24 protein-coding genes are annotated in these 25,759 nt (G+C 39.1%); 6 read left to right on the top strand and 18 right to left on the bottom strand.

The window, feature by feature from the left end; all coding sequences use genetic code 11:
* Positions 1–7 precede the first annotated feature (7 nt).
* The gene (gene dapF / locus AC6UD0_RS03145; protein ID WP_500708128.1) at positions 8–985 is read left to right on the top strand and encodes a diaminopimelate epimerase; all 978 of its coding nucleotides are present in this window, start codon (positions 8–10) and stop codon (positions 983–985) included.
* Between the two features lie 37 nt (positions 986–1,022).
* On the opposite strand, the gene AC6UD0_RS03140 is transcribed toward dapF, so the two are convergent.
* Entirely contained in the window at positions 1,023–1,481 is a 459-nt protein-coding gene (locus tag AC6UD0_RS03140) for a threonine/serine exporter family protein (RefSeq protein WP_500708126.1), read from the bottom strand.
* Positions 1,482–1,489: 8 nt separating this feature from the next.
* Entirely contained in the window at positions 1,490–2,275 is a 786-nt protein-coding gene (locus AC6UD0_RS03135) for a threonine/serine exporter family protein (protein ID WP_500693516.1), read from the bottom strand.
* Between the two features lie 152 nt (positions 2,276–2,427).
* On the opposite strand from AC6UD0_RS03135, the gene AC6UD0_RS03130 reads away from it, so the two are divergent.
* Positions 2,428–2,778: a hypothetical protein gene (locus tag AC6UD0_RS03130; RefSeq protein ID WP_500695246.1), complete on the top strand. Its 351-nt coding sequence runs from the start codon at positions 2,428–2,430 to the stop codon at positions 2,776–2,778.
* Positions 2,779–2,835: 57 nt separating this feature from the next.
* Here the strand turns inward: AC6UD0_RS03130 and AC6UD0_RS03125 are convergent, their stop codons facing one another.
* The 9 genes from AC6UD0_RS03125 to helD all read right to left on the bottom strand — a co-directional run bounded on the left by AC6UD0_RS03125 (position 2,836) and on the right by helD (position 12,895).
* Positions 2,836–3,729, bottom strand: coding sequence for a cation diffusion facilitator family transporter (locus AC6UD0_RS03125; RefSeq protein ID WP_500693514.1), 894 nt, complete (start codon positions 3,727–3,729; stop codon positions 2,836–2,838).
* A 22-nt stretch (positions 3,730–3,751) separates the two neighbouring features.
* A complete protein-coding gene (locus tag AC6UD0_RS03120) occupies positions 3,752–4,192 on the bottom strand; it encodes a nucleoside 2-deoxyribosyltransferase (RefSeq protein ID WP_500696518.1) in 441 nt (146 codons plus the stop codon).
* A gap of 21 nt (positions 4,193–4,213) precedes the next feature.
* Complete coding sequence (locus tag AC6UD0_RS03115; RefSeq protein WP_500699251.1) at positions 4,214–4,615, bottom strand: hypothetical protein; 402 nt, start codon at positions 4,613–4,615, stop codon at positions 4,214–4,216.
* Between the two features lie 57 nt (positions 4,616–4,672).
* Positions 4,673–5,557 carry an RluA family pseudouridine synthase gene (locus tag AC6UD0_RS03110; RefSeq protein WP_500699250.1) on the bottom strand — a complete coding sequence of 295 codons (885 nt, stop codon included), beginning with the start codon at positions 5,555–5,557 and terminating at the stop codon, positions 4,673–4,675.
* Between the two features lie 54 nt (positions 5,558–5,611).
* Positions 5,612–6,799, bottom strand: a complete 1,188-nt coding sequence (locus tag AC6UD0_RS03105) for an MFS transporter (RefSeq protein WP_500693510.1) — start codon at positions 6,797–6,799, stop codon at positions 5,612–5,614.
* Between the two features lie 106 nt (positions 6,800–6,905).
* Complete coding sequence (locus AC6UD0_RS03100) at positions 6,906–9,068, bottom strand: heavy metal translocating P-type ATPase (RefSeq protein WP_500708124.1); 2,163 nt, start codon at positions 9,066–9,068, stop codon at positions 6,906–6,908.
* A gap of 14 nt (positions 9,069–9,082) precedes the next feature.
* The gene (locus tag AC6UD0_RS03095) at positions 9,083–9,535 is read right to left on the bottom strand and encodes a CopY/TcrY family copper transport repressor (protein ID WP_500708165.1); all 453 of its coding nucleotides are present in this window, start codon (positions 9,533–9,535) and stop codon (positions 9,083–9,085) included.
* A gap of 134 nt (positions 9,536–9,669) precedes the next feature.
* Entirely contained in the window at positions 9,670–10,584 is a 915-nt protein-coding gene (gene coaA / locus AC6UD0_RS03090; RefSeq protein ID WP_500695250.1) for a type I pantothenate kinase, read from the bottom strand.
* A gap of 10 nt (positions 10,585–10,594) precedes the next feature.
* A complete protein-coding gene (gene helD, locus AC6UD0_RS03085; RefSeq protein ID WP_500708123.1) occupies positions 10,595–12,895 on the bottom strand; it encodes an RNA polymerase recycling motor HelD in 2,301 nt (766 codons plus the stop codon).
* 90 nt (positions 12,896–12,985) lie between these two features.
* Between helD and AC6UD0_RS03080 the strand changes: the two genes are divergently transcribed.
* The 4 genes from AC6UD0_RS03080 to AC6UD0_RS03065 all read left to right on the top strand — a co-directional run bounded on the left by AC6UD0_RS03080 (position 12,986) and on the right by AC6UD0_RS03065 (position 18,585).
* Complete coding sequence (locus AC6UD0_RS03080; RefSeq protein WP_500708122.1) at positions 12,986–14,851, top strand: cation:proton antiporter domain-containing protein; 1,866 nt, start codon at positions 12,986–12,988, stop codon at positions 14,849–14,851.
* A gap of 186 nt (positions 14,852–15,037) precedes the next feature.
* Positions 15,038–15,694 (top strand): histidine phosphatase family protein, encoded by a 657-nt coding sequence (locus tag AC6UD0_RS03075; RefSeq protein WP_500708121.1) that lies wholly within the window; start codon positions 15,038–15,040, stop codon positions 15,692–15,694.
* Between the two features lie 10 nt (positions 15,695–15,704).
* Positions 15,705–16,967, top strand: a complete 1,263-nt coding sequence (hflX, locus tag AC6UD0_RS03070; protein ID WP_500708120.1) for a GTPase HflX — start codon at positions 15,705–15,707, stop codon at positions 16,965–16,967.
* Between the two features lie 271 nt (positions 16,968–17,238).
* A complete protein-coding gene (locus AC6UD0_RS03065; RefSeq protein ID WP_500708119.1) occupies positions 17,239–18,585 on the top strand; it encodes an APC family permease in 1,347 nt (448 codons plus the stop codon).
* A 20-nt stretch (positions 18,586–18,605) separates the two neighbouring features.
* Here the strand turns inward: AC6UD0_RS03065 and AC6UD0_RS03060 are convergent, their stop codons facing one another.
* From AC6UD0_RS03060 to AC6UD0_RS03030, 7 genes are all read right to left on the bottom strand, one after another.
* A complete protein-coding gene (locus AC6UD0_RS03060; protein WP_500708118.1) occupies positions 18,606–19,424 on the bottom strand; it encodes a DUF6681 family protein in 819 nt (272 codons plus the stop codon).
* Positions 19,424–19,972: a hypothetical protein gene (locus AC6UD0_RS03055; RefSeq protein ID WP_500708116.1), complete on the bottom strand. Its 549-nt coding sequence runs from the start codon at positions 19,970–19,972 to the stop codon at positions 19,424–19,426. Before AC6UD0_RS03055 ends, AC6UD0_RS03060 begins: the two co-directional genes overlap by 1 nt.
* 91 nt (positions 19,973–20,063) lie before the next feature.
* On the bottom strand, positions 20,064–20,633 hold the full coding sequence (locus AC6UD0_RS03050; protein WP_500707215.1) for a guanylate kinase: 570 nt from the start codon (positions 20,631–20,633) through the stop codon (positions 20,064–20,066).
* Complete coding sequence (locus AC6UD0_RS03045) at positions 20,623–21,045, bottom strand: bis(5'-nucleosyl)-tetraphosphatase (protein ID WP_500707298.1); 423 nt, start codon at positions 21,043–21,045, stop codon at positions 20,623–20,625. Before AC6UD0_RS03045 ends, AC6UD0_RS03050 begins: the two co-directional genes overlap by 11 nt.
* 49 nt (positions 21,046–21,094) lie before the next feature.
* Positions 21,095–22,234, bottom strand: coding sequence for a cation:proton antiporter (locus AC6UD0_RS03040; protein ID WP_500708114.1), 1,140 nt, complete (start codon positions 22,232–22,234; stop codon positions 21,095–21,097).
* 59 nt (positions 22,235–22,293) lie between these two features.
* Positions 22,294–23,961, bottom strand: a complete 1,668-nt coding sequence (locus AC6UD0_RS03035) for a glycosyltransferase family 39 protein (RefSeq protein ID WP_500708113.1) — start codon at positions 23,959–23,961, stop codon at positions 22,294–22,296.
* 114 nt (positions 23,962–24,075) lie between these two features.
* The gene (locus tag AC6UD0_RS03030) at positions 24,076–25,683 is read right to left on the bottom strand and encodes an ArnT family glycosyltransferase (protein WP_500708112.1); all 1,608 of its coding nucleotides are present in this window, start codon (positions 25,681–25,683) and stop codon (positions 24,076–24,078) included.
* Positions 25,684–25,759: the final 76 nt, after the last annotated feature.

Raw genomic sequence — 25,759 nt, 5'->3', positions numbered from 1 at the left:
CTAAATTATGACTAAATTACTTAAAGTACACGGATCCGAAAATCAATTCTTTATTTTGGATCAAACCGAATTAGACCAAAAACTAACTGACTCGGAACTTAAAAAACTTGCTCAAACCATTTCAGACCCCAAAAATCACATTTTAAACGGCGCCGATGGGGTCCTGGTAGTTGATTCATCAAACCACCCCAATGCACTGGGGAAAATGCGAGTCTTTAACGCCGATGGCAGTGAAGCTTCAATGTGTGGAAACGGACTTCGGACCGTTTCTCGGTACTTGTCACAAAAGTTTGGTCAGGATGCTTTCAAGGTTGAAACCAACGATGCAGATCTAGATGTGACAAAAGAGAGTGACATTGCACCTGGGGTTCCCACCTTTAGTGTCCAGATCTCACCAATTTCATTTGACGCTAAGAGTCTGCCCCTTGAAAATATCAAAACCCCACTGTTAGATCAGCCTGTCAATGATTTCATTTCGGGATTAGATTATTCAGCGGTCGCAGTGCCTAATCCCCACCTCATTAGCTTTATGAGTATGGATCAAGTTAAATCAAACGATTTAGTTAAGCTAGGCAAAATGCTAAACGGAAAAAACAAGTACTTTACGGACGGTGTCAACGTTAGTTTTGCTAACGTTATGGATCAAAATGAACTTTTCGTTCGAACCTTCGAACGGGGTGTAGGTCTTACAAATGCCTGTGGGACTGGAATGACGGCCACTAGTCTAATTTACGAAATCTTAACTCATGATTCGGACTTTGACGAAACCGTCAATATTTATAATCCAGGTGGGATGGTAAAAACTCACATAAAACGCAGTGGGGTTCACTACGATCTTCATTTGATTGGAAATGCGACTTTTACTAATGAGTTAAATATTAGTGAAGGTGACCTAAGAAACGCCAACCTCGATAATATTCAAATCACCGATACCGGTGAGGAGCAGGATTATCAAGACTTTGTCAAACAGCTTCAAACTAACTAAAAACCACATTGGCCGCTTGTCAATGTGGTTTTTACTTTCAATTAAGATAGATTCCTTTCAAAAGATGGGTGATGTGAAAGAACAGTTGAATCGCCAACTCGGCTAGTAAGAACCCAATCGCCAACGCACCTGCAATCATCGCGACTTGCATTAAGTAAACAAACGCTAAGTGCGTGTTGCCCGTTGCAATGTATTTCATAACTTCATACGCCTGTCCACCGGGAACAAGCGGAACTAACGCTGGAATGTTAAAAACGATGATTGGCATTTTTTTGTACCGAGCTGCCAGCATTCCCAAGATCCCAATCGTAAACGCTCCAAAGACGTTTCCACCAACGTAACCACCAAAAATCGAATTGTAGGTTAGGTACACTAAATAGCTGGCAACCCCCACCAATCCACCTAGATTAAGAGCACGCGGTGGCACGTTGATCAAAATTGCAAAACAAAGGGTGGCAACGTAAACTCCAATTATTTTCACTAAAATTTCAATCATAAACACCCCTATCCAAACCACTTCAAAGCAAGTGCCACTCCAAATCCTAAAGCACACGCTCCCATAATGGCTTCCATTGCTCTAGCTGGTCCACTAACAAGGTTGCCAGACATTAAATCTCGGACCGCATTAGTAATTTGGACGCCAGGAACAAGCGGCATCACACTCCCAATAATCATATTATCCACACCACTTCCAAGTCCCAACTTTCGGGCTAGCATGGCTAACATGCCAATTGAAATGGCCGCAGTAAATTCGTTTATAAACTCAACTTTCACGATACGATTCAAATAGTCAAAAATAATCCAACCTAACATCCCAATCAGACAGGTAATAAAGAATACCGAATAATCACCACGAAAAACCACTTCAATGGATCCTGAAAGGACCGCAGCCGCTAACATTTTCATCCAGTACGGAAAATAAGTATCCAGATCACTAACGTGTTGCAATTCTTGATAGAACTGCTCTAACGTTGTCTTGTGTTCCGCAAAGCGTCGCGATAAATCGTTCACAGCCGTGATTTTTCTTAAGTCAAAAGCCCGCTTATCAATCTCAGTAATCTGAGTTTCTGAATTATCATTAACGGAAATCATAATTCCAGTAATCGTAATGTAAGTCTTCAAGTTTGGCATCCCAGCATTTCGTGCGATTCGCTTAATGGTGTCATTAACTCGTGTCATTTCTGACCCATTTTCAATCATGATTTTACCCGCCAACATACAGGTCTTAATGACCAAATCACTATAATTACGAAAACGCGAATCCGGATCCAGTTGATTCTTCCCAAACATGCGACTCACCCCTTTTCTTTAATATTTCTAGCATATCAAAATATAAGTAAAAAATCTCATTGAGTTTTCGTTACAAAAAACTATTTTACGAATGGTATCCAGACAGATATAATTAAATTAGATTTGTAACGGTATCATACAGGAGGAAAAATATGAGTGACAATGTAAAGTTTAGTGATTTAAGTGAGCAGGGCCAAAAAAAGGTTGTTAACGATTTTGTTCCTTTCTACATCAAACTATTTAGGAACAACAACCTGGAAGTTATGAGTACTTTTGACGGTGAATCTGGTGTAATTGCTGATTTAAACCGTGAAATCGTCACTCTGAGTAATAATAGTCCACGAGACGTTGTCGCTGACATCATTGAACTTGACTATGGTGATTTCGCAATCCTTTTAAGTAAATTAAGTCAGACTTACTTTGAAAACGGTAACCCCACCACTGATTGGTCAGAATGGTATGTTAACGAAACCAATAAATTAGATCCAGACAGCACTTTATAGATCACTTTAAAATCACAAAAAAACAGTTTCTTTCTCTAGTAGAAAGAAACTGTTTTTTTATATGTCTTTGCCGTTATCGTAAAATAAATCATCATGTCTTCCCCGGTCAACTTCTGGTTGAATCGTGACATGGTCAATGTGATACTTACTCTTCAATAATTTATTAATCTTATCGTAAATTAATTGGACCTGATCTAAGGGCATATTTTTCATATTAACGTGAGCCGAAAAAACGATGCTGTTTTCATCCACCATCATCGCATGCACGTGGTGAACACCAGTCACCCCATCAATTTTTAATAGATCTTTTTTAATGGCAGCGTAATTCAGTTTGGGTGCACTTTCCATCAAAATCCCCACCGTTTTCCTAATGATGGGCCAACTCTCCCACATAATGTAAAGTGCCACTAGGATGGTCACAATTGGATCCACAATTGTCCAATTCAAGAAAGCAATTAAGATTCCACCAATGATAATTCCAAGCGATGACAACGAATCACTCAACAAGTGGAGGTAGGTGGCTCTCATGTTCAAGTTGTGCTTAGCGCCTTTATTTAACAAAAAAGCAGAAAAGAAGTTGGCCACAGTTCCGACAACTGCAACCACCAGCATTACTGGCCCATTAATTGTTTCTGGATGTGAAATTCGCTTAACAGCTTCAATAATCAAAAAAAGCGAAATTAAAATCAAAAACAATGAATTCAAGAACGCCGAAATAATTTCAGCTCGTTTAAAGCCATAAGTGTTCTGTTTGGTTTGTTGTTTTTTACTTATTCGATGAGCAATATAGCTCAATACAATTGAAATGGAATCCCCCAAATTATGGAAGGCGTCCGAAAGAAGTGACAAACTTCCCGAGAAGATCCCACCCAAAAATTCAAGAATCGTAATGACTGCATTTAATACCGTTACTTCGAAAAATCTCATTCCAGATAATTGATCATTATTCATAATCTTTCTCCTTTAATTCGACTTAAAAAATGTTCCCTGTATAGTGACTCTCTGGCATCTTAGTAAAATCATAAGCCTGGAGTTGCTCGCCGTTTTTCAGGTAAGCATGCAAACTTTCTGAGATCATTAGGTTAAGTGGTTCATCTTTTTGCTGAAAAACCACAACGGGCTTTCCCATTTGAACCCCCGCACCAATCTCATACGCAGTACCACTATCAACATTACTACCACCAAAATCAACCACAGCCACCACTGCTTCAGCTGCTTCTAGATTTTCCATGTCACGATGATAGATCTCGTTCGCCCACGGAAGGGTAAACTGCTCATTTTCAGCGTCCTGATGTTTACGTGGCGAATAAAAATCAGTCACCGTTGGATTTGCCTCTAATGCGTGTTCAACAACTTCAATTCTTTGAATTTGTTCGTTACTAAAAAATGGACTTGCTAAATAAATTTGGGCCATGTTAACTCTCCTATTTTCTGTTTAGTCTTCTACCATTCGCCATTCACCCTCGCCAGCTTTTGAAATTAAATTCAAAAAGTGAAGAGCTTCTTTCGCTTGGTCCTGATCGTGTTTATATAATTCGTTTAATCCGGCACCCGTATTAACTGGTCGTGACAGATCAAACTGACCTTTTTTACCAGACTGACCAGTTGCCATTGCTACCACAATCTCGCCACTATTAACCCTGGTGACAATGAAGAAAATGGTAAAATCATCGTCTTTTTTCATGTAAGCAGGCATTGCCCAAATGTCGTCAGCAATTTGCTGCATCTCATAATCTTTGAACTTATAGTCAAGGTGATTCTTCTCATTCACCGGCTTATTAAGTACAAATATCATTTTATCAAAGGATTTTTCACCTAACTGGATGTTATCTTCCACGGAACATTCTCCTTACTTTACTAACTTTATTGTAGCAAATTTTAAAAAATTTACATACTAATTTTTGGAAATTACCTTTTCCATATCATCAGGCAACTTGGCTTCAAAATTTAACTGCCGTCCTTGAAACGGATCAAAGAAAGAAAGCGTAAAAGCATGTAACGCCTGGCGTTTAATTCCCCGATCAAGTGGACCATGATAAAGTTCATCACCAAGCAGCCGGTGACCAATTGATGTCATGTGAACCCGAATCTGATGGGTACGCCCAGTGTGAAGTTTAATTTCTAATAGTGATGCATCACTTAAGTCTTTTTTAACCCAGTATTCCGTCTGTGCGGCCTTTCCCGACGTAGTCACTTGTCTCGCAAAGTTATCACCAATTCGCCCAATTGGCTGGTCAATGATTCCGTGCTTTTGTGTCATTTTGCCAGAAACGATTGCTAGGTATCGCTTATCAATTTCATGACGATTCAGCTCTTCATTGGCATAACTATTTGCCAAACGATTTTTAGCAACTAAGACCACTCCACTAGTAAACCGATCCAAACGTGTAATAATGTGCGGTCGTAAATTTGCGGCCTCTTCGTTTATTAAATGGCCTTTAATCCGATTCACCAGTGTATCGGATTGGTTGCTTGGGCCTGGAACCGACGTTAACCCAGCTTCTTTATTAACCACTAGCCAATTCTCATCTTCGTAAATTATATTAATTGGTTCAAAACTAACCGCAATTCGTGGATCAGATAATTCATTTGGGAGAAAGACAGAGACGACATCATCAAAGGAAACGTTAACCGATGGCTTGACGGTCTTAGCATTAATCTTAAAAGCATTTTTCGCTCGCTTTAAGTCTGCATACATCCGATGACTAATCCCATGTTGACTCAAAAAGGCCTTGAGCGATATGGGACTAGTATGAGAACTTTTAAAATTAACTTTCATGGTTTTTTGCTCCTTTGACCAAAATAAATAAGGCGATGCATCAAATGCACTGCCCTAATTAAATATTTTTCTGCGTAAAAATTTAATATCCCATACACCAACGGCTCCCATAGCTAGTAGAATAATTCCACAAACTACAAAGGTTAATGCGGGCTTATTGGAACTAAATACCGAATCAATCCCACCTAAAGCAATCGGTGCTAAAAAGATTCCACAATTACTACCAATCAACAAGATGGAAGTGGTTAAGTTCAGAGTTCCTTTGGATGAAATTTCAGTCGCAATGTTTAAAATGTAGGAAACCACAATCGCATCAAGAAAAGTTACTAGGAAAAAGCCAAGCGCCGCACTAAAGAACGAGTGTGATAACCCAATCCATAGCTGACAAAATCCACTAGCAATAATTCCGACGGGCAATAAATATTTCTTCAACTTCATCAGTGCCATACTGAAGACTATACCACCAACTAAGCCAAAGATTGGCGCAATACTGATAACAACCGCTGACTGTTGTGTGGAACCAATCCCGGTTCCTTCAATAAATTCAGCAATTCGAACGGTGGCACCCACATACGTAATTTGATATCCAGCAAGTAGCATGGTCCAGAAAAGAACATCAGTATTAATCTTTGGAAAGTATTTGTTTTTTCGTTCCGCTTGATAATGTTCCACTTTTGGTGGTGACGGAACAAAGAAGAAAAACAAGATGGCAACCGGAAATGCCAAGGTATAAATTAGAAAAGCACTATGCCAACCAAAATCAACCAGTAATGCACCAGCAACGTACGCTGAAATGGCATTACCCAACATCTCAAATCCACTTCTAACTCCCATCAGTTGATTCTTTTCTTTTCCCTTAAAGAAGGTTCCAATCAGACTAACGGCCAGTCCATTCAACAAACCAAGCCCAATTCCAAAAGCAAATCGTGAAATAAGCATTACATAATAATTAGTAACAAAAATAGGAATCACTCCAGCGATTCCGCTGACCAGCAACCCGAGTATAACGGTTCTTTTGGCACCAATCTTTTTAGCAATCCAACTACTTCCAAGCAGGAAGATGATCACTGCTAAAGCTGGCATGGTGGCAATTAACTCAATACTTGAATATGAATGCCCTGGAAATGCACGCTGCCATTGTGGTACTTCCGCTGAAACTGACAGTGATGACGCTAAAACTAACGAAACCGCCAACAACGAAAACTTCATCATCGGGGAATACTTTTTCTTTTGTTGATCCATGAACACCCACCATCCCTTGTTACTTAATTTATTACTTAATGGATCGATTATACAAAAAAAGAGTGGCAAATGAAAGCCACTCTTGCTTAATCGACTAATTAATTGTTTATTCTTTAATCTTTCCCATATGAAGGGTGAAAGCATTCACAGCCACAATGATGGTTGAAGCTGACATAATCAAGGCCCCAACGGCTGGCGAAAGGATAATTCCAATTGGAGCTAAGATCCCAGCAGCAAGTGGCATTGCAATGATATTGTAGCCAGCTCCCCACCAGAGGTTTTCAACCATTTTCCGGTTAGTTGCTCTGGCAAGATCCAAGAAGTCAATGATATCTTCTGGATCACTTCTAACCAAAACAACGTCAGCCGATTCGATGGCAATATCAGTTCCAGCACCGATAGCCACTCCAATGTTAGCACGTGACAAACTGGGAGCGTCATTGATACCATCACCAACCATCATGACATCATTGCCTTTGCTCTGGTACTCTTTAATAATTTCTTCCTTGTTTTGAGGGAGAAGTTCCGAACGGTAATCAATATCACCCAACTGATGAGCAACTCGCTTAGCGGCCAAGTCATTATCACCAGTGAGCATCACAGGAGTAATGTTCATTCTTCTAAGTGCCTTAATTAAGTCAATTGACTTAGGACGAAGAACATCTCCCTGAGCAATCACCCCAAGTACTTTATCATCACTTACCAAGTAACTAATCGAATTGCCCTGACTAGCAAGATTATCAAATTGTTTATGATCGTAGTCCAAGTGATTATCAGTCAGATACTTAGCGGTTACAATCTTATACTCTTTTCCATCAATTTGTCCCGTTAGTCCAACTCCCTGAATGGCTTGGACGTTTTTGGCTGGGACGACGGAAACTTGCTCCTTTTTAGCCTTAGCTAGGATTCCAGCAGCTAAAGGATGACTAGAATTAGCTTCAAGATCAGCAAATTTAGTCAGAAGTTCTTCGTTACTCATATCGGAATCAGAGATTACATCATTGACTTGAAAGACTCCTTCAGTCAGAGTCCCAGTCTTATCCATAAAGACGTAATCCAAACGTTTAACCTCTTCAATTGACTGACGATTTCTGATTAACAGTCCATTCTGAGCGGCAATTGAGGTACTTCTGGCCACAACTAGTGGGATCGCTAATCCTAAAGCGTGAGGACATGCGATAACCAGGACCGTAATCATTCGTTGCAGTCCATAACTTAATCCGCTTAAAATCGTCCAAACGACCAATGCTAAAATTCCAATGATCAGGGCGCCATAGAACAACCAGCGCGAAACCTTGTCAGCTAACGTCTCCGCTTTTGATTTTTCCTTTTGAGCAGCTTGCACCATTTTAATAACTTGAGCTAGGTATCCATCTTTAGCAGTGGCGGTAACTTTGACTTGCATACTACCATCACCGTTGACGGACCCACCAATTACTTTACTTCCCCTTTTCTTAGTCACTGCCTTCGATTCACCAGTTACTAAGGCTTCGTTTACAGCACTAGTTCCAGAATCAACCACGCCGTCAGCTGGAACTTTTTCACCCGGTTGAACCAAAACAATGTCGCCAGCTTTTAACTGGTCTAGTTGAATATCCTTAGTTTCTCCGTTAGATTCAACCAAATGGGCTGTGCTTGGAAGTAGTGCAGCCATCTTTTTAAGCGCATCGCCAGCATTCATGACCGCATCCATTTCAATCCAGTGACCTAGTAGCATAATGACAATCAAGCTTGCTAGTTCCCAGAAGAAATTCATCACATGACCGTTTGGATTAATGAAGGTATTCATAATAAAAGCATACAAACTATAAAAGTACGAAGCTGAAATACCCAGTGTAATCAACGTCATCATTGCTGGAGCATGACTTTTCAACTCATTTTTGGCTCCACTAAAGAATGGTTGGCCACCATAAAAGAACAGAATGGTTGAAAGAATCATTACAATCCAATCAGACCCCGGAAAAGTAATCTGAAACGGCAACTTCATCCCCATAAACGGAGAAAGTAATAAGATGGGAATCGTAATAATCAATGAAATCCAAAAGCGCCGTTTGAAGTTTCCCATGTTCATCATGTGGCCGCCACCCATATCCATTGAACCGTTTCCCATGTTCATAGATCCATGGTCCATTTTCATTTTAGAATTACCCTTCATGTTCATTTGACTATTATCACTGTCTTTGGGGTTCATATTTTTCATATTATGGTTATCATGATTCATATTCATTTTCCCCATTGAATCATGTTTTCCATTGTCCATATCTTTCATTAAAAAGCTCCTTTCTATTGACAATCCATGCCCATATCGCCTGGTAAACAGTTACAATCCACTTTATCGGGGGCGGTTTTTAGCTTTTGTCTCAAAACTTCACCCAACTTGTGAATATCACTCTTACTAATCTTACTTTGGTTAATCAAATCCATAATGGTCTGGCCTTTACGCATGTCGCACATTTGTTCAAAAAGTTCTTCAGCACTTAGATTCATCGCATTCTGTTCGTTAACAGTGGGCGAATAAACGAAATAGCCTCCCTTTTTAGAACGAGTTAACAAACCTTTCTTAACCAATCGACTAAGTAACGTTTTAATCGTTGACTCTTTCCAATCACGTTTTTTCGTAATCGTGTCAATGATTTTTCGTGATGAGCTATCTCCCATCGTCCAAATCAACCGCATAATTTGCCATTCAGCGGACGTAATTTCTTCAATTTTTTTGGTTTGATCCAAATAATTCACCTCCAATTCATGGTTTACATCTGTAAATTCAATATTAATCATAATCTACATCTGTAAACTTTGCAACCATTTAATCTATTTCTCAATAAAAAATCGCTCAATCATTGAATTATAACGATCGAGCGATTTTTATTTTAATATTTCCTAAGATAAACTTTATCAACGATGTGCCCCACACCTTTATGAATAATAAGGTTGGCTCTTTCACGTGTTGGTAAAATGTACTCCTTTAAGTTCGGTAAATTGACGGTTTTCCAAACGTTTCCCGCCATTTTAACCGCCTGTTCTGGCTCCTCTTTTGCGTACTTATAGTAATAATTAGTTGGATCCTGAAAAGCCGTTTTCATTAACTTCTTAAAACGATTAAGGTACCAAGTCTCAATCAGATCTGGATTAGCATCGATATAGATCGAAAAATCAGTAAAATCACCAATATAGAGTTTCTGATGATCAGGAATTTGAAGCGTGTTAATTCCTTCAATGATTAAAATGTCGGGATTAGTGATGACATCATAACGATGAGGAATAATGTCATACGTTTGATGAGAGTAGACTGGTGCTTTTACTTCTTTCACACCAGCCTTAATCTTAACCAAAAATTGAATCAATGATTCCATGTCATAGCTTTCAGGAAACCCTTTACGATCAAGAATGCCCTTTTCTTTTAAGACTTTCGTTGGATACAAAAAACCATCAGTCGTGATTAGTTGCGTCTTCATATCTGGTAATAAATCGGTAAAAAGGTATTGAAGCAGACGCGCTGCGGTTGATTTCCCCACAGCTACACTTCCCGAAATTCCGATGATAAATGGAATTTTAGGCGTTTTACGTTTTAGAAAATCACTTTCAGTAAGCTCCCAATCTTGGTAATGCTTAGAAGCCAGTTCTAATAAGCGTACCAATGGCATGTAAATATCAGAAACATCGTCAAGTGAGATCTGATCATTAAAGGCCTTTAATCTTTCCAAATTAGCCTGTGTAATTGGAGCAGATTCATTTGGATAAAACTGTTTCCATTCATTTTTACTAAATTCATAGAAATCCTTCAACAAAACTCACCTACTTGGTTACTAAATCATACTCATCCTTTGGAACGTCCTTAAACGTTGGTGATAACTCCCCAACTGAAATCACGTCCAGGCGGTGCATAGCACGACTACAAATTGTGTACACTAACTGGTCATCACGCTCCGTTGGATATTCTTCTTTAGAACCATTCCACATTACAACGGCGTCAAACTCAAGTCCCTTAGCTAGATAGGCCGGAACAACAATAACACCCTTGACCAACCGCTGATTTTCGGTTTGAATCAACGTGGATTTAATCCCATCTTTTTTTAGCTCATCATGAACTCGTCGACACTCATCTAACGATTTAGCAATGACGGCCGTGGTATCACTCGCCTGATCATTTACCTGAATCGTATTCTTTAAAACGTTTATTCCATTATTAAAATCTTTGACAACGTTAATTTTAGGAAGTTCGCCACTTCTAGCAAACGACTGGATCGTACTGCCATCTGGGATCAAATGCTTGGTAAAATCAGTGATTTGTTCAGTTGAACGATAAGACTTATTAAGTTCGATTACCTTGGTTTTCTCAGGATCAAACATCGTCTTCATTTCCCGCAAAAGGCTGTTACTACTCTCATGCGTGAAGATCGCTTGGTTGAGGTCTCCCAGTAAAGTAAACTTAGCCCTTGGAAAATTAAACTTGAGGTAAGCCAACTGAAATGGGGTATAGTCTTGAACTTCATCGACAAATAAATAACGCATGTGAATATCAGGACGTTTCCCAGATATTAAATCATACAAATAAAGATAAATTGAAATATCAGCATCACTAATTTTGCCATTCTTTAATCGTTCAATTGATTTTTCAACCCCGTCATTCCATTCTTGTTCATCAATTCCATACTTGCTCAAGTCGGTAATTCGAGAAACGTTTCTGATTAGATTAACGAACTGACGATTGATACTAACAAATCGACCGCGAGTAATGGCCTTTCTAACGTTTCTAAAAGCGTTTTGGACAATCTTTTTAGCCAAAAAGTTATATTCCTTATCGGGATTATCCATACTTTCGCCATATTTAGCGTAAATTGCCTGAAGTTGTTGCTGGTCAAGTCCTTCAATGGTTTCTTCGACCCACTTCTTTTTCATCTCACTCCCAATGTGACGATTTAAAATCTTATTCAGTTCTTCCTTGGTAGCTTCCAAACGATTCCGTAAGTTATAGTTCTCGTTAAAACTGTAGTAAATTTCGCTAATATCTTCCTTTGAAATAAAGACATTATCTTCAAATTTAATGTCTTTAAACTGAAAGTTTTCCTTATTTAAATGGTGGGCGTACGTTCCAACTAGATCAAAGAAATCCAAGCTGTTTTTGAAGTCAACCACCTTTTGTTGGTGTTTTTCATGAGTTTCGACAAAACGTTCACCAATGGTTTCAACCTCCAAGTGGGGAACTCGTCGGTTGGTGTATTGGTAGTACGTCATCTGAACCATATTTTGTTCCCCTAACTCGGGTAGGACTTCATTGATGTAGTCATTAAAAAGTTGGTTGGGGGAAAATAAAATTACCTGTCCAGAATTCAAATTACCACGATAACGATAAAGTAAGTATGCAATTCGTTGCAAAACAGCAGCCGTTTTTCCTGACCCGGCCGCTCCTTGAACAAAAAGCAAATCAGAATCAGTATCACGAATGATCTGGTTCTGCTCTTTTTGAATCGTGGTAACGATGCTCTTCATTTTGGTATCAGACTGATGACTGAGATTTTCTAGAAGTAAGTTGTCTCCAAGGGCTTCGTCTGTATCAAAGATGGTTTCAATCTTACCGTTCTTAATCTCAATCTGTCGCTTTAACTTGACGTCAACCTTTTGGGGACCAGCCGGTGAATCATACGTCATTTCACCAATTCCACTATCATAGTAAATACTGGAAATAGGTGCCCGCCAGTCGTACACCAGATAATCGTCAGGATTATCGGTAAATGACGCTAGGCCAATGTAAATGGTTTCAGTGTGTTTCTCGCCTTCTTCGTGAAAATCAATTCGAGCAAAGTAGGGATTTTGATCCAGCCGTTTTAGCGTATCAAGATCCCTTGCGGCGTTCTTCCAGCGATTCTCACGTTCCGAAAGTAATTGCTGTTGCTGTCTAACCGAGACACCCGTCTCCATCTGTCCACTATATGTACTTGTCTTTAAACGAACATCGTTAAAAAAGTTCTTTTGGATTTCCGATTGGTCACCCTTCGCTTTTTTAATTTTTTTAGCAGCATCGACCTCTGCCATTTCAATTTTGCTTTCAACAAAATCAAGGTGTTTCTGTTCTTCATCTTTAATTGAATTTTCCAACGGATAATCCCTCCTGCTTGCTAAACTTGATTAAATATTCTAACATATTAACTCAACTGAACAAAATATATAAACCAAGGTGATCGTAATATGGACTCAATCTCATTAGTAATTGTTCTACTTGCGGCCCTAATAACTCCATTAGTGATGGCACGATTCCACATTTCAATGCTGCCAACCGCAGTCGTTGAAATTTTAGTTGGAATCATATTAGGACCCAGTTTATTCAACATCGTTTCCGACTCAAACATTTTATCCATTCTTTCCAAGATTGGTGTGATCGTTCTGCTGTTTTTGAGTGGAATGGAAATCGATTTTTCCTTATTTAAACCCAAAAACAAAAATCCCAGTGAACTAGAAAAAAAATCAAGCAAAACTGCTCCACGATTTTCATCCGTTCAACTAGCCTTTATGGGGTATGCAACGGTTATCATTCTAGCATTAATCCTAGGATACTTCTGTAAACTAACTGGACTATTCAGTGACTTCTGGTTAGCTTCAATCTTGTTTGCTACCATTTCACTTGGCGTGGTCATAGCAGCCTTAAAGGAAAAAGACGTCACTGGAAGCGCCTTTGGCCAAACCATTCTGTTAATTGCTGCCCTTGGTGAAGTTTTACCGATCTTTGCCCTGACGATCTACGCCTCGGTATTTGGATCCGACAGTAAGTCACTATGGCTCATCCTGATTCTATTTGTGGTAGCGGGCTTTTTATTGTGGTGGTTTAAACGTTTCTTCAAGGTTTCAGACCAAATCAATAAATCAACCACTCAGATTGACATTCGGCTAGCTTTCTTCATCATTGTTTTATTATCAACGATTGCCGTCTTTGTTGGATCAGAGGACATCTTAGGGGCATTCATCGGTGGAATGGTCTATAAATTACTACAACCATCCGAAACCACGAAAGATCGATTGGATTCAATCGGATATGGGCTCTTCATTCCAGTCTTCTTTATCATGAGTGGTGTTGGTTTGAATGTCAAAGAGTTGCTGTCAAACCCAGCGACTTTGGTTCTAATCCCTGTTTTCTTTGCTAGTTACATCATCGCGAAGTTGGGACTTTATCCCATCTTTAGGTTACGTTTCAATAAGCAAAACTCACTGGCTGGAATGGCCCTTCCGAGTGCAACCATCACCATGGTTCTGGCAATCCTCCAAGTTGCTAAGGGGATGAAAGTGATCACATCTCAACAATCGGGGGCATTTTTGCTTGCAGCGATTATCACCTGTATCATTGGCCCACTGGTCTTTAACAAGGCCTTTAAAGTCGAACCAGAAACCTATCCTAAGATTAAGGTTAATTTCTTTGGGGTTAACTTAACTACCATCCCAGTCGCTCAACAACTTTCAAGTGGGTGGTACGACGTTAACGTATACACTGATAATCAGGAGCACTACCGCTCCTATAACAGTCAAGCTAACGTTCATCTTGTTTCTAAGCTTGACCCAAGATTTTTAATTGACAACGGCTATTTTGACTGCGATATCGTCGTCATGGCCTACTTTGATTCAGAGAAAAGTTACGAGTTGGCCAAGTCAGCTAAAAAGTACGGTGTCAAACGGGTTATCGCTCGTTTTGAAAATCGCGATGTCCTTGATAAGCATCAAGATGAACTCCTTTCTCTAGGAGTTGAGATATATAACAACCTTGCCGTCAACATTGCCATGCTAAGAGAGTTGATTGAGGTCCCGTCAACATTTAAGATGATTGAATCTAACGAATCAGTTCTCCATGAAGTTAAACTAACTAATCCGAGTTTGGCTAACATAGCAGTCAAAGACCTTCCCTTTAGTAGTGACATTACCATTAACGAAATCTTTCGCGACCATAAACTACTTCACCCGACCGGTGAGACGATCCTAAGATTAGGTGATCAAATTATTTTCTCCGCCCAAAAGGGAACTGGAATTCAAATCAGAAGTGATTTTAACCCGGAAGCATCACAAAATTAGATTAATTAATCCACTGACTAAGATGATGTCAGTGGATTTTTTATCTGGTTCATGATGATTTACGCAAAACAATATAATGATTATTTCAAATGATTACTAAATTATACCAATTCCACCCGTCCCGTTTATCTTGGACGTTAAAATATGCTAGAATTAAGCAACTAGTGAATCAGGGGGGAAATAAAAATGACTTCAATCAATTTATATTTTGTCAGACACGGCCAAACATATTTGAATCGTTACCATCGTTTACAGGGATGGGCAGACTCAGCTTTAACCGATAAGGGAATCACCGATGCAATCGATGCTGGAAAACACCTTAATAATGTTGATTTCAACAAGGCATATAGTAGTGATACCAAAAGGGCCCGTGACACCGCGGAACTAATCCTAAAAGAAAATCCATCAGGAATAGTTGAACCGATCGAAATGGAAAACCTCAGAGAAGAGAATTTTGGATATTTTGAGGGAAATGACATGGGACAAGTTTGGCACATCATTGGGGGGCCATCTGGCGCTGATTCATACAGTCAAATGATCGCCACTTATACGATGGAAAAGACCCGCGACATGATTGCTGACGCCGATCCATACGGGGATGCCGAAAATGATTCACAGTTTTGGAAACGAGTTCAAACTGGGCTGGACGAAATCGTTAACAACGCTGAAGATGGTGATGATATTCTCATTACTGCTCATGGAACTCTCATTCGAAGCATCGTTAGTCGTTTTAGTGACATCGATATTAGTGAACCCATTCAGAATGGCAGCGTCACTAAAGTTGATTATAAAGATGGCGATTATATTATCAAATACTATAACAACATTTCAGATCCAGTCTAAAGGAGTATAAATGATCGACAACTTTACTGATGTAATTACAATTGGTTTAGATTTAAATGATGCTAATTTTCAGTACTCAATGGAGGAACTTAACAACTTAGTCACCGCGAACAACATGCATAGCGTTGAAACTGTGACCCAAAAGTTGGATCACCCTGATCCAGCAACCTACTTCGGCAAAGGTAAGGTTGAATTTCTAGAACAACTCGTCAAAACGTCTGAGACAGACATCATTGTGGCAAACGATGAACTCAGTCCTAGTCAAATTCGAAACCTTGAAAAATTAACCAACGCTAAAATCATTGACCGAACTGGGCTAATTTTGGAGATCTTCGCCAATCGAGCTCGTTCTCGTGAAGCCAAGTTGCAGGTCCAATTGGCCAAACTAAACTATCAACTCCCAAGGCTTCGTACTAGTGCTAGTCAACGATTAGACCAACAGTCTGCTGGTGGCGGACTAGCTAACCGTGGTGCTGGTGAAACCCAAATTGAATTGAATCGTCGAACCATTCAACATCAAATCACGCACGTTCGTCACGAATTAAAGGAAATTGACAAATCATACGACACTCAAAGTAAAAAGCGCAAACAAAACGATTTGAAAACCATTGCTCTTGTTGGTTACACCAACGCGGGCAAATCCACGATTATGAATCAGCTGGTAAAACGATTTGGTGAAAACGAGGAGAAAGAAGTTACCGTTAAAAACATGCTATTTGCCACCTTGGACACCAGCGTGCGAAAGATTGAGCTACCAAACCATAAACGTTTCCTTGCAACCGACACGGTTGGTTTTGTCAGTCAACTTCCCCACCAACTGATTCAAGCCTTTAAATCAACTTTAAAAGAGGCCAGTAATGCTGATCTTTTGGTACAGGTGGTTGATTACTCCGATCCCAACCAAGAACTAATGATGCAAACTACTGAAAAGACTTTAAGAGAAATTGGCGTTCCCGACATTAACATGATTAAGGTCTTTAATAAGGCTGATAAGAGTGGAGAAAATTATCCCGTTCGTGAAGGCAATAACATCATCATGTCAGCTCTTGACCCTGATTCAATTAATTTATTAATTGACATAATTTCTCAAAACTTGTTTAAAGATTACGTCAAAAAGACGTACCTCATCCCTTTCAATAGTGGCCAAGTAGTTTCGGACCTAAATGAAAACGAAACGGTCTATCAGACTGATTACACCGATCAGGGAACGAGGTTGAAAGTTGAACTTCCTGAAACATCGGCCAAAAAATACCAAAAATACGAAGTTAATTAATAAAATTACATTGACATTTAATATGGATCGCGGTTAAATGGTCCTATACTAATTTAAGAGAACAATATTTAAAGAAACCGCCCAAGAGAAGCCGACGTTATTCTGGAAGTTGGCTGACTAATCTTTATTTAACCACCTCTTAAAACACATTAATACACAACAAAAAGCGCTCTGAAAATTTCAGAGAATTTTGGGTGGAACCGCGCAAATTTGCGTCCCTGACATTTAGTTGTCAGGGACTTTTTTTTATTCTCAAAGGGAGGAATTTTATATGAAGAAACCAAAAGAAGAGTCCAATGTAAAGTTAAACCGTTCTTTAGGAATTTGGTCCGCACTCTCACTTGTAGTTGGAACCATCATCGGAGTTGGAATATTTGTTAGACAAGCTGCCGTTCTAAACGATGCAGGATCAGCAAATGGTGCCATGCTGGCTTGGCTAGCCGGGGGACTTCTGACTTTAGCCGCGGGACTTTCAATTGCCGAGATTGCCTCGCAAATTCCAGAAACCGGTGGACTATATGCATACATGGAAGTCATTTATAACAAGTTTTGGGGCTTTTTATCTGGATGGATGCAGATTATTGTTTATGGTCCCGCAATGATCGCTTCACTTGGAGCTTATCTTGCCATCCTATTAGGTGACTTTTTCCATATTTCACCAGAATGGAACATTCCGATAGCTATCATTGCAGTTGTTGCGGTTGGTCTATTAAATACCTTTCCCAATCGATTTGGGGCTGCTTTTTCAATTATTACCACAATTTGTAAGCTCGTCCCAGTCGCAGCGCTTATTATCTTCGGACTTTTCTTTGGTCACGCCGATGCTTTTACTCAAAGTATTAGTGACGTCCACTCCTCAGTTGGTGGTTTTGGAGTTGCCATGTTAGCCACTCTATTTGCCTTTGACGGGTGGATCCTAGTTGCTAACCTTGGTGGAGAAATCAAAAATCCTAAAAAGATGCTACCACGCGCTATTACCTTCGGAATTTTAATTGTCATTGCCATTTATATGCTAGTTTCATACGGTGTTTTAAAAAGCATTGGTCCCGAGAAAATTCATGATCTTGGAACAAATGCCATTCCATACATGGCTAACAAAGATTTTGGAATGATTGGTGGGAAGATTTTAAGTATCGGTATCATCATTTCAATCATCGGTTGCATGAACGGAAAAATCATGACCTTTCCCCGTATCATGTATGCCATGGCGAAAGAAAATCAACTTCCGTTCTCTAAGCAGTTAGCTTACCTCAATCCAAAGACCAGAACGCCAGTGGTATCAATTGCTGCTGTTCTGATCATTGTAATTATCATGATCTGTTTCTTTGATGCCGACCGGCTCTCAGAACTATGTATCTTTACCGTCTATTGTTTTTACGTGATGGCGTTCTTCGGCGTTTTCATCCTTAGAAAACGTCACCCCGACCGAAAGCGAGTTTTCTCAGTTCCACTATATCCATTTACACCAATCGTAGCTATTTTGGCATCCCTTTTCGTAATCTGTTCAGAAATTGGATCAGACTTCATTGGGGTCGTTTGCTCACTGGGAATCGTTGCACTCGGGATTCCAATCTATTACTTTGAAGTTACTCTCAAAAGAAATAAGGTTAAAAAATAAGAGATCTCAAATGAGATCTCTTATTTTTTCTGATATGCAATTTTAATCTGAACCGCATAGTCGTCAGCTCCATCAATTAAGCCGGCTCGACCAGAAGTCTTGTATTTTCCTCCAACCAAAAAGGCTTCGGCTAGATACAACTTGACTTTATTCTTATCGATTTTTTGAATATCTTCAAAACCAGCCTTAACAATGTGGCCCACGGGTTCACAATTAACCTGATTCATTCCGGCATAGACTTCATACTTTCCGTTTTCTTCTCTTAAATCAAAGTAAGGAATTAACACTCCATCACCCAAAGCGTAGACGCGATGCTTAGGATTAGCTTTAATTTCGGAAAGAAGCGCCCGATCGCCTAATCCATTGTAGTCATCACTTGCAATTTTTTTGGTAATCATGGTATCGGCTAACTGATGAACGTTATGTCGCTCACTAATTGTCGATTCCAATTTAGCTGGCATCGTTTTTCTTTCATCAAATAAACCGTTTGCCGGAATATTACGATAACGACGATTTTCACTACGAGCCTCGGTTTGCTGATCAGTTTCCTTGGGCTGAATGTGCAAGACCTTATTAATGACCGGGGTAACATCAAACTTCGCCCGTTTTTTAGTAAAGTAATACATGATGTTTAGGTACAAGAAGTACGCTAAAATCAAGACAACTAAGAAGACCAGAAACCCCCTAATCATAAAGCCATTTACAACAAAACGGTAGGCAACGTACAAAAGGTAAAAGTCGCCTAGAATCCCTAAAATTACGTAAATTCGGCTTTTAGTGTTTGTTTCAATCGTTATATATCCAAGATAATGATTAATAATATCTAGAAAACTAAACATTAATGTTCACCCCCAGGATTAGTCGTATTGGCTTGAGTATTATTCTGAGTATTGTTAGAAGTAGTCCCCGTACCATTATTAGAATTGCCGTTATTCCCGGTATTCTGACTTGATTTTTCGGCATTTCCACCGTTATTATCAGTTGTCTTTTGATTGTTATTACCAGTCTCCGAATTATTTCCATTCGTGCTGGTCGAATTATTTTGCTCCTGTCCACCAGAAGTTGTTTTACCTTGTTCATTATTTGGTGACTTACTATTGCCATCGTTATTGTTATTATTCATATTATCTTGTTTAGTCCCAGAACTATTGGATTCATTTTTACTATTATCGTCATTAGAATTCGAGTTCTGGTTCTTAGTACCCTTATTGTTATCATCATTCTTCTTAAAGTCAAAAATAGAACGTTTCTGGCTTTGATGGGTAGTGACTTTAGCACCCTCGTGGGTATTGGTTGCTTTATTAACAACAATATTGGTGGCTCCTAACGCTAAACAAATTGAAATAATGGCAAATGGAGTAAGAAATGGTGGTACTCGATTTGGCATTTAATCATCCTCTCAACGTATATTCTCTTTTGTGAAACTTAATTATTGCACTTAAAAGTAAAGAATTTATTCCAGTCGATAAAAGATTTCTTTAAAGTTGTCTTTTTAAATTTAGTACAATTTGATCAATCTGATTCTTAGTTTGACTCCATTTCTCATTATCAATCACAATTGACCGATTTTTTAAAGCAGCTGGAAGCTTTAAATCACGCGCGTCTTCTTTACTTTCCATTCGAACTTGAATCTGAGCCAGAGTATCCCCGCGATCAATCATGCGCTTTTTAAGCTCAGCCGGATCTTTAACTTTCAAAAAAATGACAACCGCTTCTACTCCTAATCGATCCTTGTACGTAATGGCACCTTTCGTGTCTAACACAATTGAAACAATGGAAGACTTTAAAAAAGCACGGTCTAACCCTTCGTATGATGATCCATAACAGTGCCCCGAATATCTTACTGATTCTAAAAGATGAAGTTTTTTAAAACTTGTCGGTGATTCAAAATAATAATCCACTCCATCTTGCTCTTGATCCCGTGGTGCTCTGGTCGTATGGGTAATCACCTTAGGAATTCCATACTTTTTCATTAAATAATCCGAGATGGTGGTCTTACCAGTGCCAGCGGCTCCAGTAATCACAATTACAAATCGTTTATTTGACATAGTGGTCCTCAATGTATTCATTGGCCTTTTTAAGTGGTGGAAGTAAGTTATCGTATGTGACTAACTTCAAAGCTTCTTCGTAGGTGCACCAACGATCTTCACTAATCTCTTCCTTCTGTCTGGTAACCGAAGTGTCAACCGGAACCTCCGTCACAAAGAAAGTTACCACTTTGTGGTGGCCATTCTTCATGTCATACTCGACCTTTACATCAAAACCATCATCAATTTCAGCATGAATTCCCGTTTCTTCTCTTAATTCACGTTTAGCGGCCTGTTGTAATGTCTCGTTTCCCTCGACGTGCCCCTTGGGATATCCCCAAAAATCACTAGTTGCACTTTTTAAAAGTAAATATAGTGGTTGATTTTCCTTAAGTTGAAAAACAATCGTTCCACCGTCAATTTCATTAATCATAAAAATGCCCCATTTATTTGTTTCTTTCATTGTACCAAAAAATCAAAAACTACACTGATTTAATACTGAACTTAAGCATAATTGGTGAAAGAATCGTCGAAAGTACAATTACCATAATAATTTCGGAGTACAGTTCAGAAGCAAGCAGATGACTAGCTAGTCCAATCTGAGCGACAATGAGAGCCATTTCACCTCTTGATACCATTCCGGCACCCACTACGTTGGCATCTTTTAGGGTCAATCCAGTTAATTTCGCTCCAATTCCACACCCAATCCATTTGGTAAGAACCGCTAAGATCGTCATTACTACAACAATCAACCACGTGCTAGAGAGCCCCTTAAAACTCATCTCCATCCCAATTGCGGCAAAAAAGATTGGAATAAAGAAGGAATAACCAATTCGATTAGCACTTTGAATCACCTGATCATGAAGCGGCGTACGTCCAATTGCAATTCCAGCAAAGAAAGCCCCTAACACCGTGCTCAGATTGGCCGCTTCTGCCAGATATGCCATGATCAAACAAATGCTAATCCCCATAATCGACACGGCTGAATTGGCAGGAAGAAGGTCGGCTAACCGCATGAGCCAAGGTGCAATCCATTTAATGACAACAAAAATCAATCCAAAAAACAAGATTTGAAACGTAAACAGGACAAACAAATTTTTAGATCCTGATTCCGTCCCAAACACACTGGAAAAAACACTCAACAAAATAATTGAAATCACATCGTCAACTACCGCGGCCCCTAAAATGGTTGCTCCCGCGACCGATTTCAACTTGCCAAACTCCTGAAGCACTTCGACACTAATGGATACTGAAGTAGCCGAAAAGATCACTCCCCAAAAGAGCGCTCTTTCAATTCCTTGGCCTAGTAGTTGACCATAAAGGGTAAAAGCGACCACCGGTAAAATGACCCCACAGATAGCAACGCTAACGGCCGGCTTTAAGTACTTCTTGACCAACTCGAAATCACATTCTAATCCCGCAATAAACATCAAAAAGATGACCCCAATTTCGGATCCAACCGAAACCAGGTGATTTAAACTGACTAGGTGCAAAACCGCGGGTCCAATTAATAAGCCGGCTAAAATCTCTCCTACCACCGCCGGCATCCCAATCCTTTGACTTAAAACTCCTAAAATCAACGTTGAAAGTAAAATCAATCCAATTGTTGCTAAATATTCCATATAACCTCCGTTATCCCTCAAAAAAAGCAGAGTTTGCCAATTTGACAAACTCCACTAATTTAATAAAACTTATGTTCTTTTATCATTTTCTTTGCATTGGGGTTAGGCTTGGACCTAGCTTCAAACAAGTAGTAAGTAGCACGTCTTTCCTCAAACATTTGGGCATGACTACTACGCAATTTGTAATTTCTAATTAGCGCATCACGTCCACCCTTTCTAGAACCACTGCTCATGTACTTGTACAACTCAGCATTACTCTTGTTGCTTGTATTATCAACCCTAATTACCAACCATTGAACTTGTTTCTTTCGAACCACCTTGTTAGCTGATCTCATCATTTTAGGATAAGCGCGGCTAGGAATATTATTACGTTCGAAGAAGTAATGAGTTGGATATGCACCAGAACTGGTGTAAAAACCATTTTCTAAACGACTGTAAGTTAAAAGGGTCGGCGTTCCCTTACTTTCGTCTCTAATAATCTTTCCAAACGAAACTTGAGCAGGCTGTTGGTACTCACCTTTCTTAGGATTAAGAGTAACGTATAAGTTTTGGGGATGCAACTTCGAGTAAATAAAGTTATTGTTTGATCCAAGGACAAAGGTTAAGGCCATACATAGCGTTACGAAAACAAACGTCCAAGGGAGAGCGAGCTTTCTGTTAGATTCAAAGTGTCTGATAAAAAACACCAGTACAAAGATAGTTGTCACCATGATAAATGGGAAATAAGCTAATTGATAGTACTGATAGATTTTACCAAAGGTGTGACCGTAAACGGCTACAATCGCATTTACAATCATCATGAACAAGAAAAGCGACTTTGAAATTCCATCTTTAAAGATTTCATGGTCAAATAAAACATAGATTAAGCCCAAGAGACCAAAGACCACTGTGATCGGATACTGCGTCAGAAACTTCATAAAGAATCCAGTTGCCATCAGAATCTTAGTTGGTACAATTCCCGATGAACCGTAAACGGTCATGTTAATGGTAAAGTAAACGTGGATAAAGGACTTAAAACTCCCTGTTACTAAGAAATAAATCAACCATGGAATAAGTGCGATTAAGAAGCTGAGTCCACTAAAGAAAATCAATCGCCACATTTCGTTAAAGCGACGATGGTAAACGTAGAAGACAAACATAAAGACATAAAATCCAATCCATGGACCAAGTAAAGTGTACTTCGAAAAGAAGACCACTCCGACCATGAATCCCTGAATCATCCATTCCCACCATTTGATATCAAAATCATTTTGACAAGCCTTTAAAGCAACATAAATCAAATATAAAACGGCCGGGAACACGAAGAATTCAACCGAACCACCATAGTCATAAAATGGCTGAAGCACGGAAAAAACTGGCATGAACAATGAAATTACAAATGACCAATTTTGTGACAAGTATAATCTAGCAATCTTGTAAGACATGGTCATAATAATAATCATCGCAATAATCTCAAACGGTACCATCCCAACAAGCGATCGTTTTGTGATCAGTGAGGCTAGTCCGTAAAGCAAATAAACAAATGGCCCCTTTTGCTCAAAAACATCCTTATATGGAATGATTCCGTGAAACATTGCTTTACCGACAGTGAAAAAATTATTACTGTCGGGTGAGGTATCAAAATAATAGAACGGTGAAGCAAATGACAAAAGTAGAATTATGATAATACTCATTACTACAAACGTTAAACCAAATAAATAAGGTTTAGTTTTTAGTTTTTTTAACATACATTGTTCTTCCAATCATTAAGAATTTAAGCTCACACTCAATAATAAAAGCAATTATACCACATTCCTCCACTCAAACGCGGAGACGCCAGACTTCATAACCTTATTTTAAGATTATGCTTTTCTTTTTAGTAACCAATATACTGACTTCCGATTATTGGGAGCCTTTTGTTCATGAGTGGATACGACCCGATAATTCTCTAACAGGGTTTTGGATGCTGGCCTAGTAGAATCGTGTCTGCCAAAGTATGTTTTGATTGAATCAGCTTGATTGGTCTTTACGACAATCCATTCAACCGCCTTCTTTTTAACAACTTTATTTTGTGACTCGACCATTTTAGGGTTCTTATCATACGAGATATTGTTGATCTGGAAATAATACTGCGTGGGAAGTGCTCCTGAGACCGTATACATGCCAAGATCAAGATATCCGTAGTTGAGAAGGGTTGGAGTTCCCTTACTCTCTTTTCTAATAATTTTGCCAAACTTCTTTTGCGCGGTCTGCGGATCACTAGGATCCAGCGTTTCCTGATTGTTATTCGGAAATAATTTTGATTTTTGAAAATTACCGTTAACCCCCATGGTAAAGAACAGGACTAAAAGCGTCATCAAAATAAACGTCGAAATAAGTCGCTTACTAGGCAATGTAACTTGCTTATAATTTAGTCCTTTAGCAATTAAAACGACCAACGTTACAAGAACGTATGGCATAAACGCTAATTGGTAATAGACGTATAGGGTGTCTGGAGTATAGCTGTAAACAGCAAAAAAAGCACTCACAAACATCATGCACAAAAAAATATTCTTTTCCGCCCCATGGTTAAAGACGACAAAAAGAATTAACGGAATTGCACCCAAAACAAAGAGTTGCGGTTTATCAATTAAAAATTCACTAAAAATGGCTAGTGAGCCAGCAATCTTCGTGAAAATTCCACCATTAGCTGAGGTGCTATAAACCGTCATGTTGGAAACAAAATAAACGTCGTAAAAGGCTTTAAACGAGTTAGTAACGAGAAAATAAATTCCCCATGGTACAATTGCGGCCAAAAAACCAACGCCACTTGAAAGGATCATCTTAAAAAGACTACTAAACTTTCTATGGTACAAATAAACCAGCGCAAAAATAATGTAAAAAGCAATCCAAGTGCCCAACAGCGTGTATTTAGATAAAAAAACCACCCCAACTAGGAATCCCTGAACTAACCAGTTCACGTTACTAATCGCAAAATGATTGTGGCATGCTTTAAAAGTTAAATAAATGGCCGATAAAATCATCGGAAAGACGAATTCTTCCGCCAGGCCACCATAGGTAAAATACTCTTGAAACATTAAGAAAAAGGGCGTTATAAGTGCCAAAATTGAAGCAGTTGGTTTACTAACGTATAAATGAGCGGTTTTAAAAACCAAAAATAACGAGGTTGCTAACGCAATTATTTCTGCTATGGTAATTCCAATAATCGAATAGTGACTGATTAAATAAGCGAGCCCATAAAGCAGATAAACGTATGGCCCTTTTTGCTCAAAAACATCCTTGTACGGAACTAGTCCGTGCATCATACCCTTGCCGACCGTAAAGAAACAGTTAACGTCGGGCGAATAATCAAAATAATAAAGTGGGGATGCGTAACTAAACATCCCAATAAAGATTAAGGCTACGACCACAAAAGCCAAAAAATAACAAACGTTTACATTTTTAATGAAACGTTTTATACGGAACTCCATTTCCGATCCTACTCCTTTTTAAACCGTTCCCATTATATCCTAGAATAATTGTTATGTACACGTTTGAACGTGTATC

It is taken from the genome of Fructilactobacillus sp. X7R9C1 (assembly GCF_059901005.1).
Note: the sequence above shows the minus strand (reverse complement) of the source record. Positions and strands in the feature narration are given on the sequence as shown.

Bases quoted from the DNA above. Each gene is read 5' to 3' on its own strand.
- AC6UD0_RS03065 (WP_500708119.1), top strand. From the start codon at position 17,239: ATGAAGAAACCAAAAGAAGAGTCCAATGTAAAGTTAAACCGTTCTTTA.
- AC6UD0_RS03120 (WP_500696518.1), bottom strand. From the start codon at position 4,192: ATGGCCCAAATTTATTTAGCAAGTCCATTTTTTAGTAACGAACAAATT.
- hflX (WP_500708120.1), top strand. From the start codon at position 15,705: ATGATCGACAACTTTACTGATGTAATTACAATTGGTTTAGATTTAAAT.
- AC6UD0_RS03110 (WP_500699250.1), bottom strand. From the start codon at position 5,557: ATGAAAGTTAATTTTAAAAGTTCTCATACTAGTCCCATATCGCTCAAG.
- AC6UD0_RS03080 (WP_500708122.1), top strand. From the start codon at position 12,986: ATGGACTCAATCTCATTAGTAATTGTTCTACTTGCGGCCCTAATAACT.
- AC6UD0_RS03030 (WP_500708112.1), bottom strand. From the start codon at position 25,683: ATGGAGTTCCGTATAAAACGTTTCATTAAAAATGTAAACGTTTGTTAT.
- AC6UD0_RS03140 (WP_500708126.1), bottom strand. From the start codon at position 1,481: ATGATTGAAATTTTAGTGAAAATAATTGGAGTTTACGTTGCCACCCTT.
- AC6UD0_RS03100 (WP_500708124.1), bottom strand. From the start codon at position 9,068: ATGAAAGATATGGACAATGGAAAACATGATTCAATGGGGAAAATGAAT.
- AC6UD0_RS03125 (WP_500693514.1), bottom strand. From the start codon at position 3,729: ATGAATAATGATCAATTATCTGGAATGAGATTTTTCGAAGTAACGGTA.
- AC6UD0_RS03040 (WP_500708114.1), bottom strand. From the start codon at position 22,234: ATGGAATATTTAGCAACAATTGGATTGATTTTACTTTCAACGTTGATT.
- AC6UD0_RS03075 (WP_500708121.1), top strand. From the start codon at position 15,038: ATGACTTCAATCAATTTATATTTTGTCAGACACGGCCAAACATATTTG.
- dapF (WP_500708128.1), top strand. From the start codon at position 8: ATGACTAAATTACTTAAAGTACACGGATCCGAAAATCAATTCTTTATT.
- AC6UD0_RS03130 (WP_500695246.1), top strand. From the start codon at position 2,428: ATGAGTGACAATGTAAAGTTTAGTGATTTAAGTGAGCAGGGCCAAAAA.
- AC6UD0_RS03045 (WP_500707298.1), bottom strand. From the start codon at position 21,045: ATGATTAATGAAATTGACGGTGGAACGATTGTTTTTCAACTTAAGGAA.
- AC6UD0_RS03135 (WP_500693516.1), bottom strand. From the start codon at position 2,275: ATGTTTGGGAAGAATCAACTGGATCCGGATTCGCGTTTTCGTAATTAT.
- AC6UD0_RS03050 (WP_500707215.1), bottom strand. From the start codon at position 20,633: ATGTCAAATAAACGATTTGTAATTGTGATTACTGGAGCCGCTGGCACT.
- AC6UD0_RS03060 (WP_500708118.1), bottom strand. From the start codon at position 19,424: ATGTTTAGTTTTCTAGATATTATTAATCATTATCTTGGATATATAACG.
- AC6UD0_RS03055 (WP_500708116.1), bottom strand. From the start codon at position 19,972: ATGCCAAATCGAGTACCACCATTTCTTACTCCATTTGCCATTATTTCA.
- AC6UD0_RS03105 (WP_500693510.1), bottom strand. From the start codon at position 6,799: ATGGATCAACAAAAGAAAAAGTATTCCCCGATGATGAAGTTTTCGTTG.
- AC6UD0_RS03035 (WP_500708113.1), bottom strand. From the start codon at position 23,961: ATGTTAAAAAAACTAAAAACTAAACCTTATTTATTTGGTTTAACGTTT.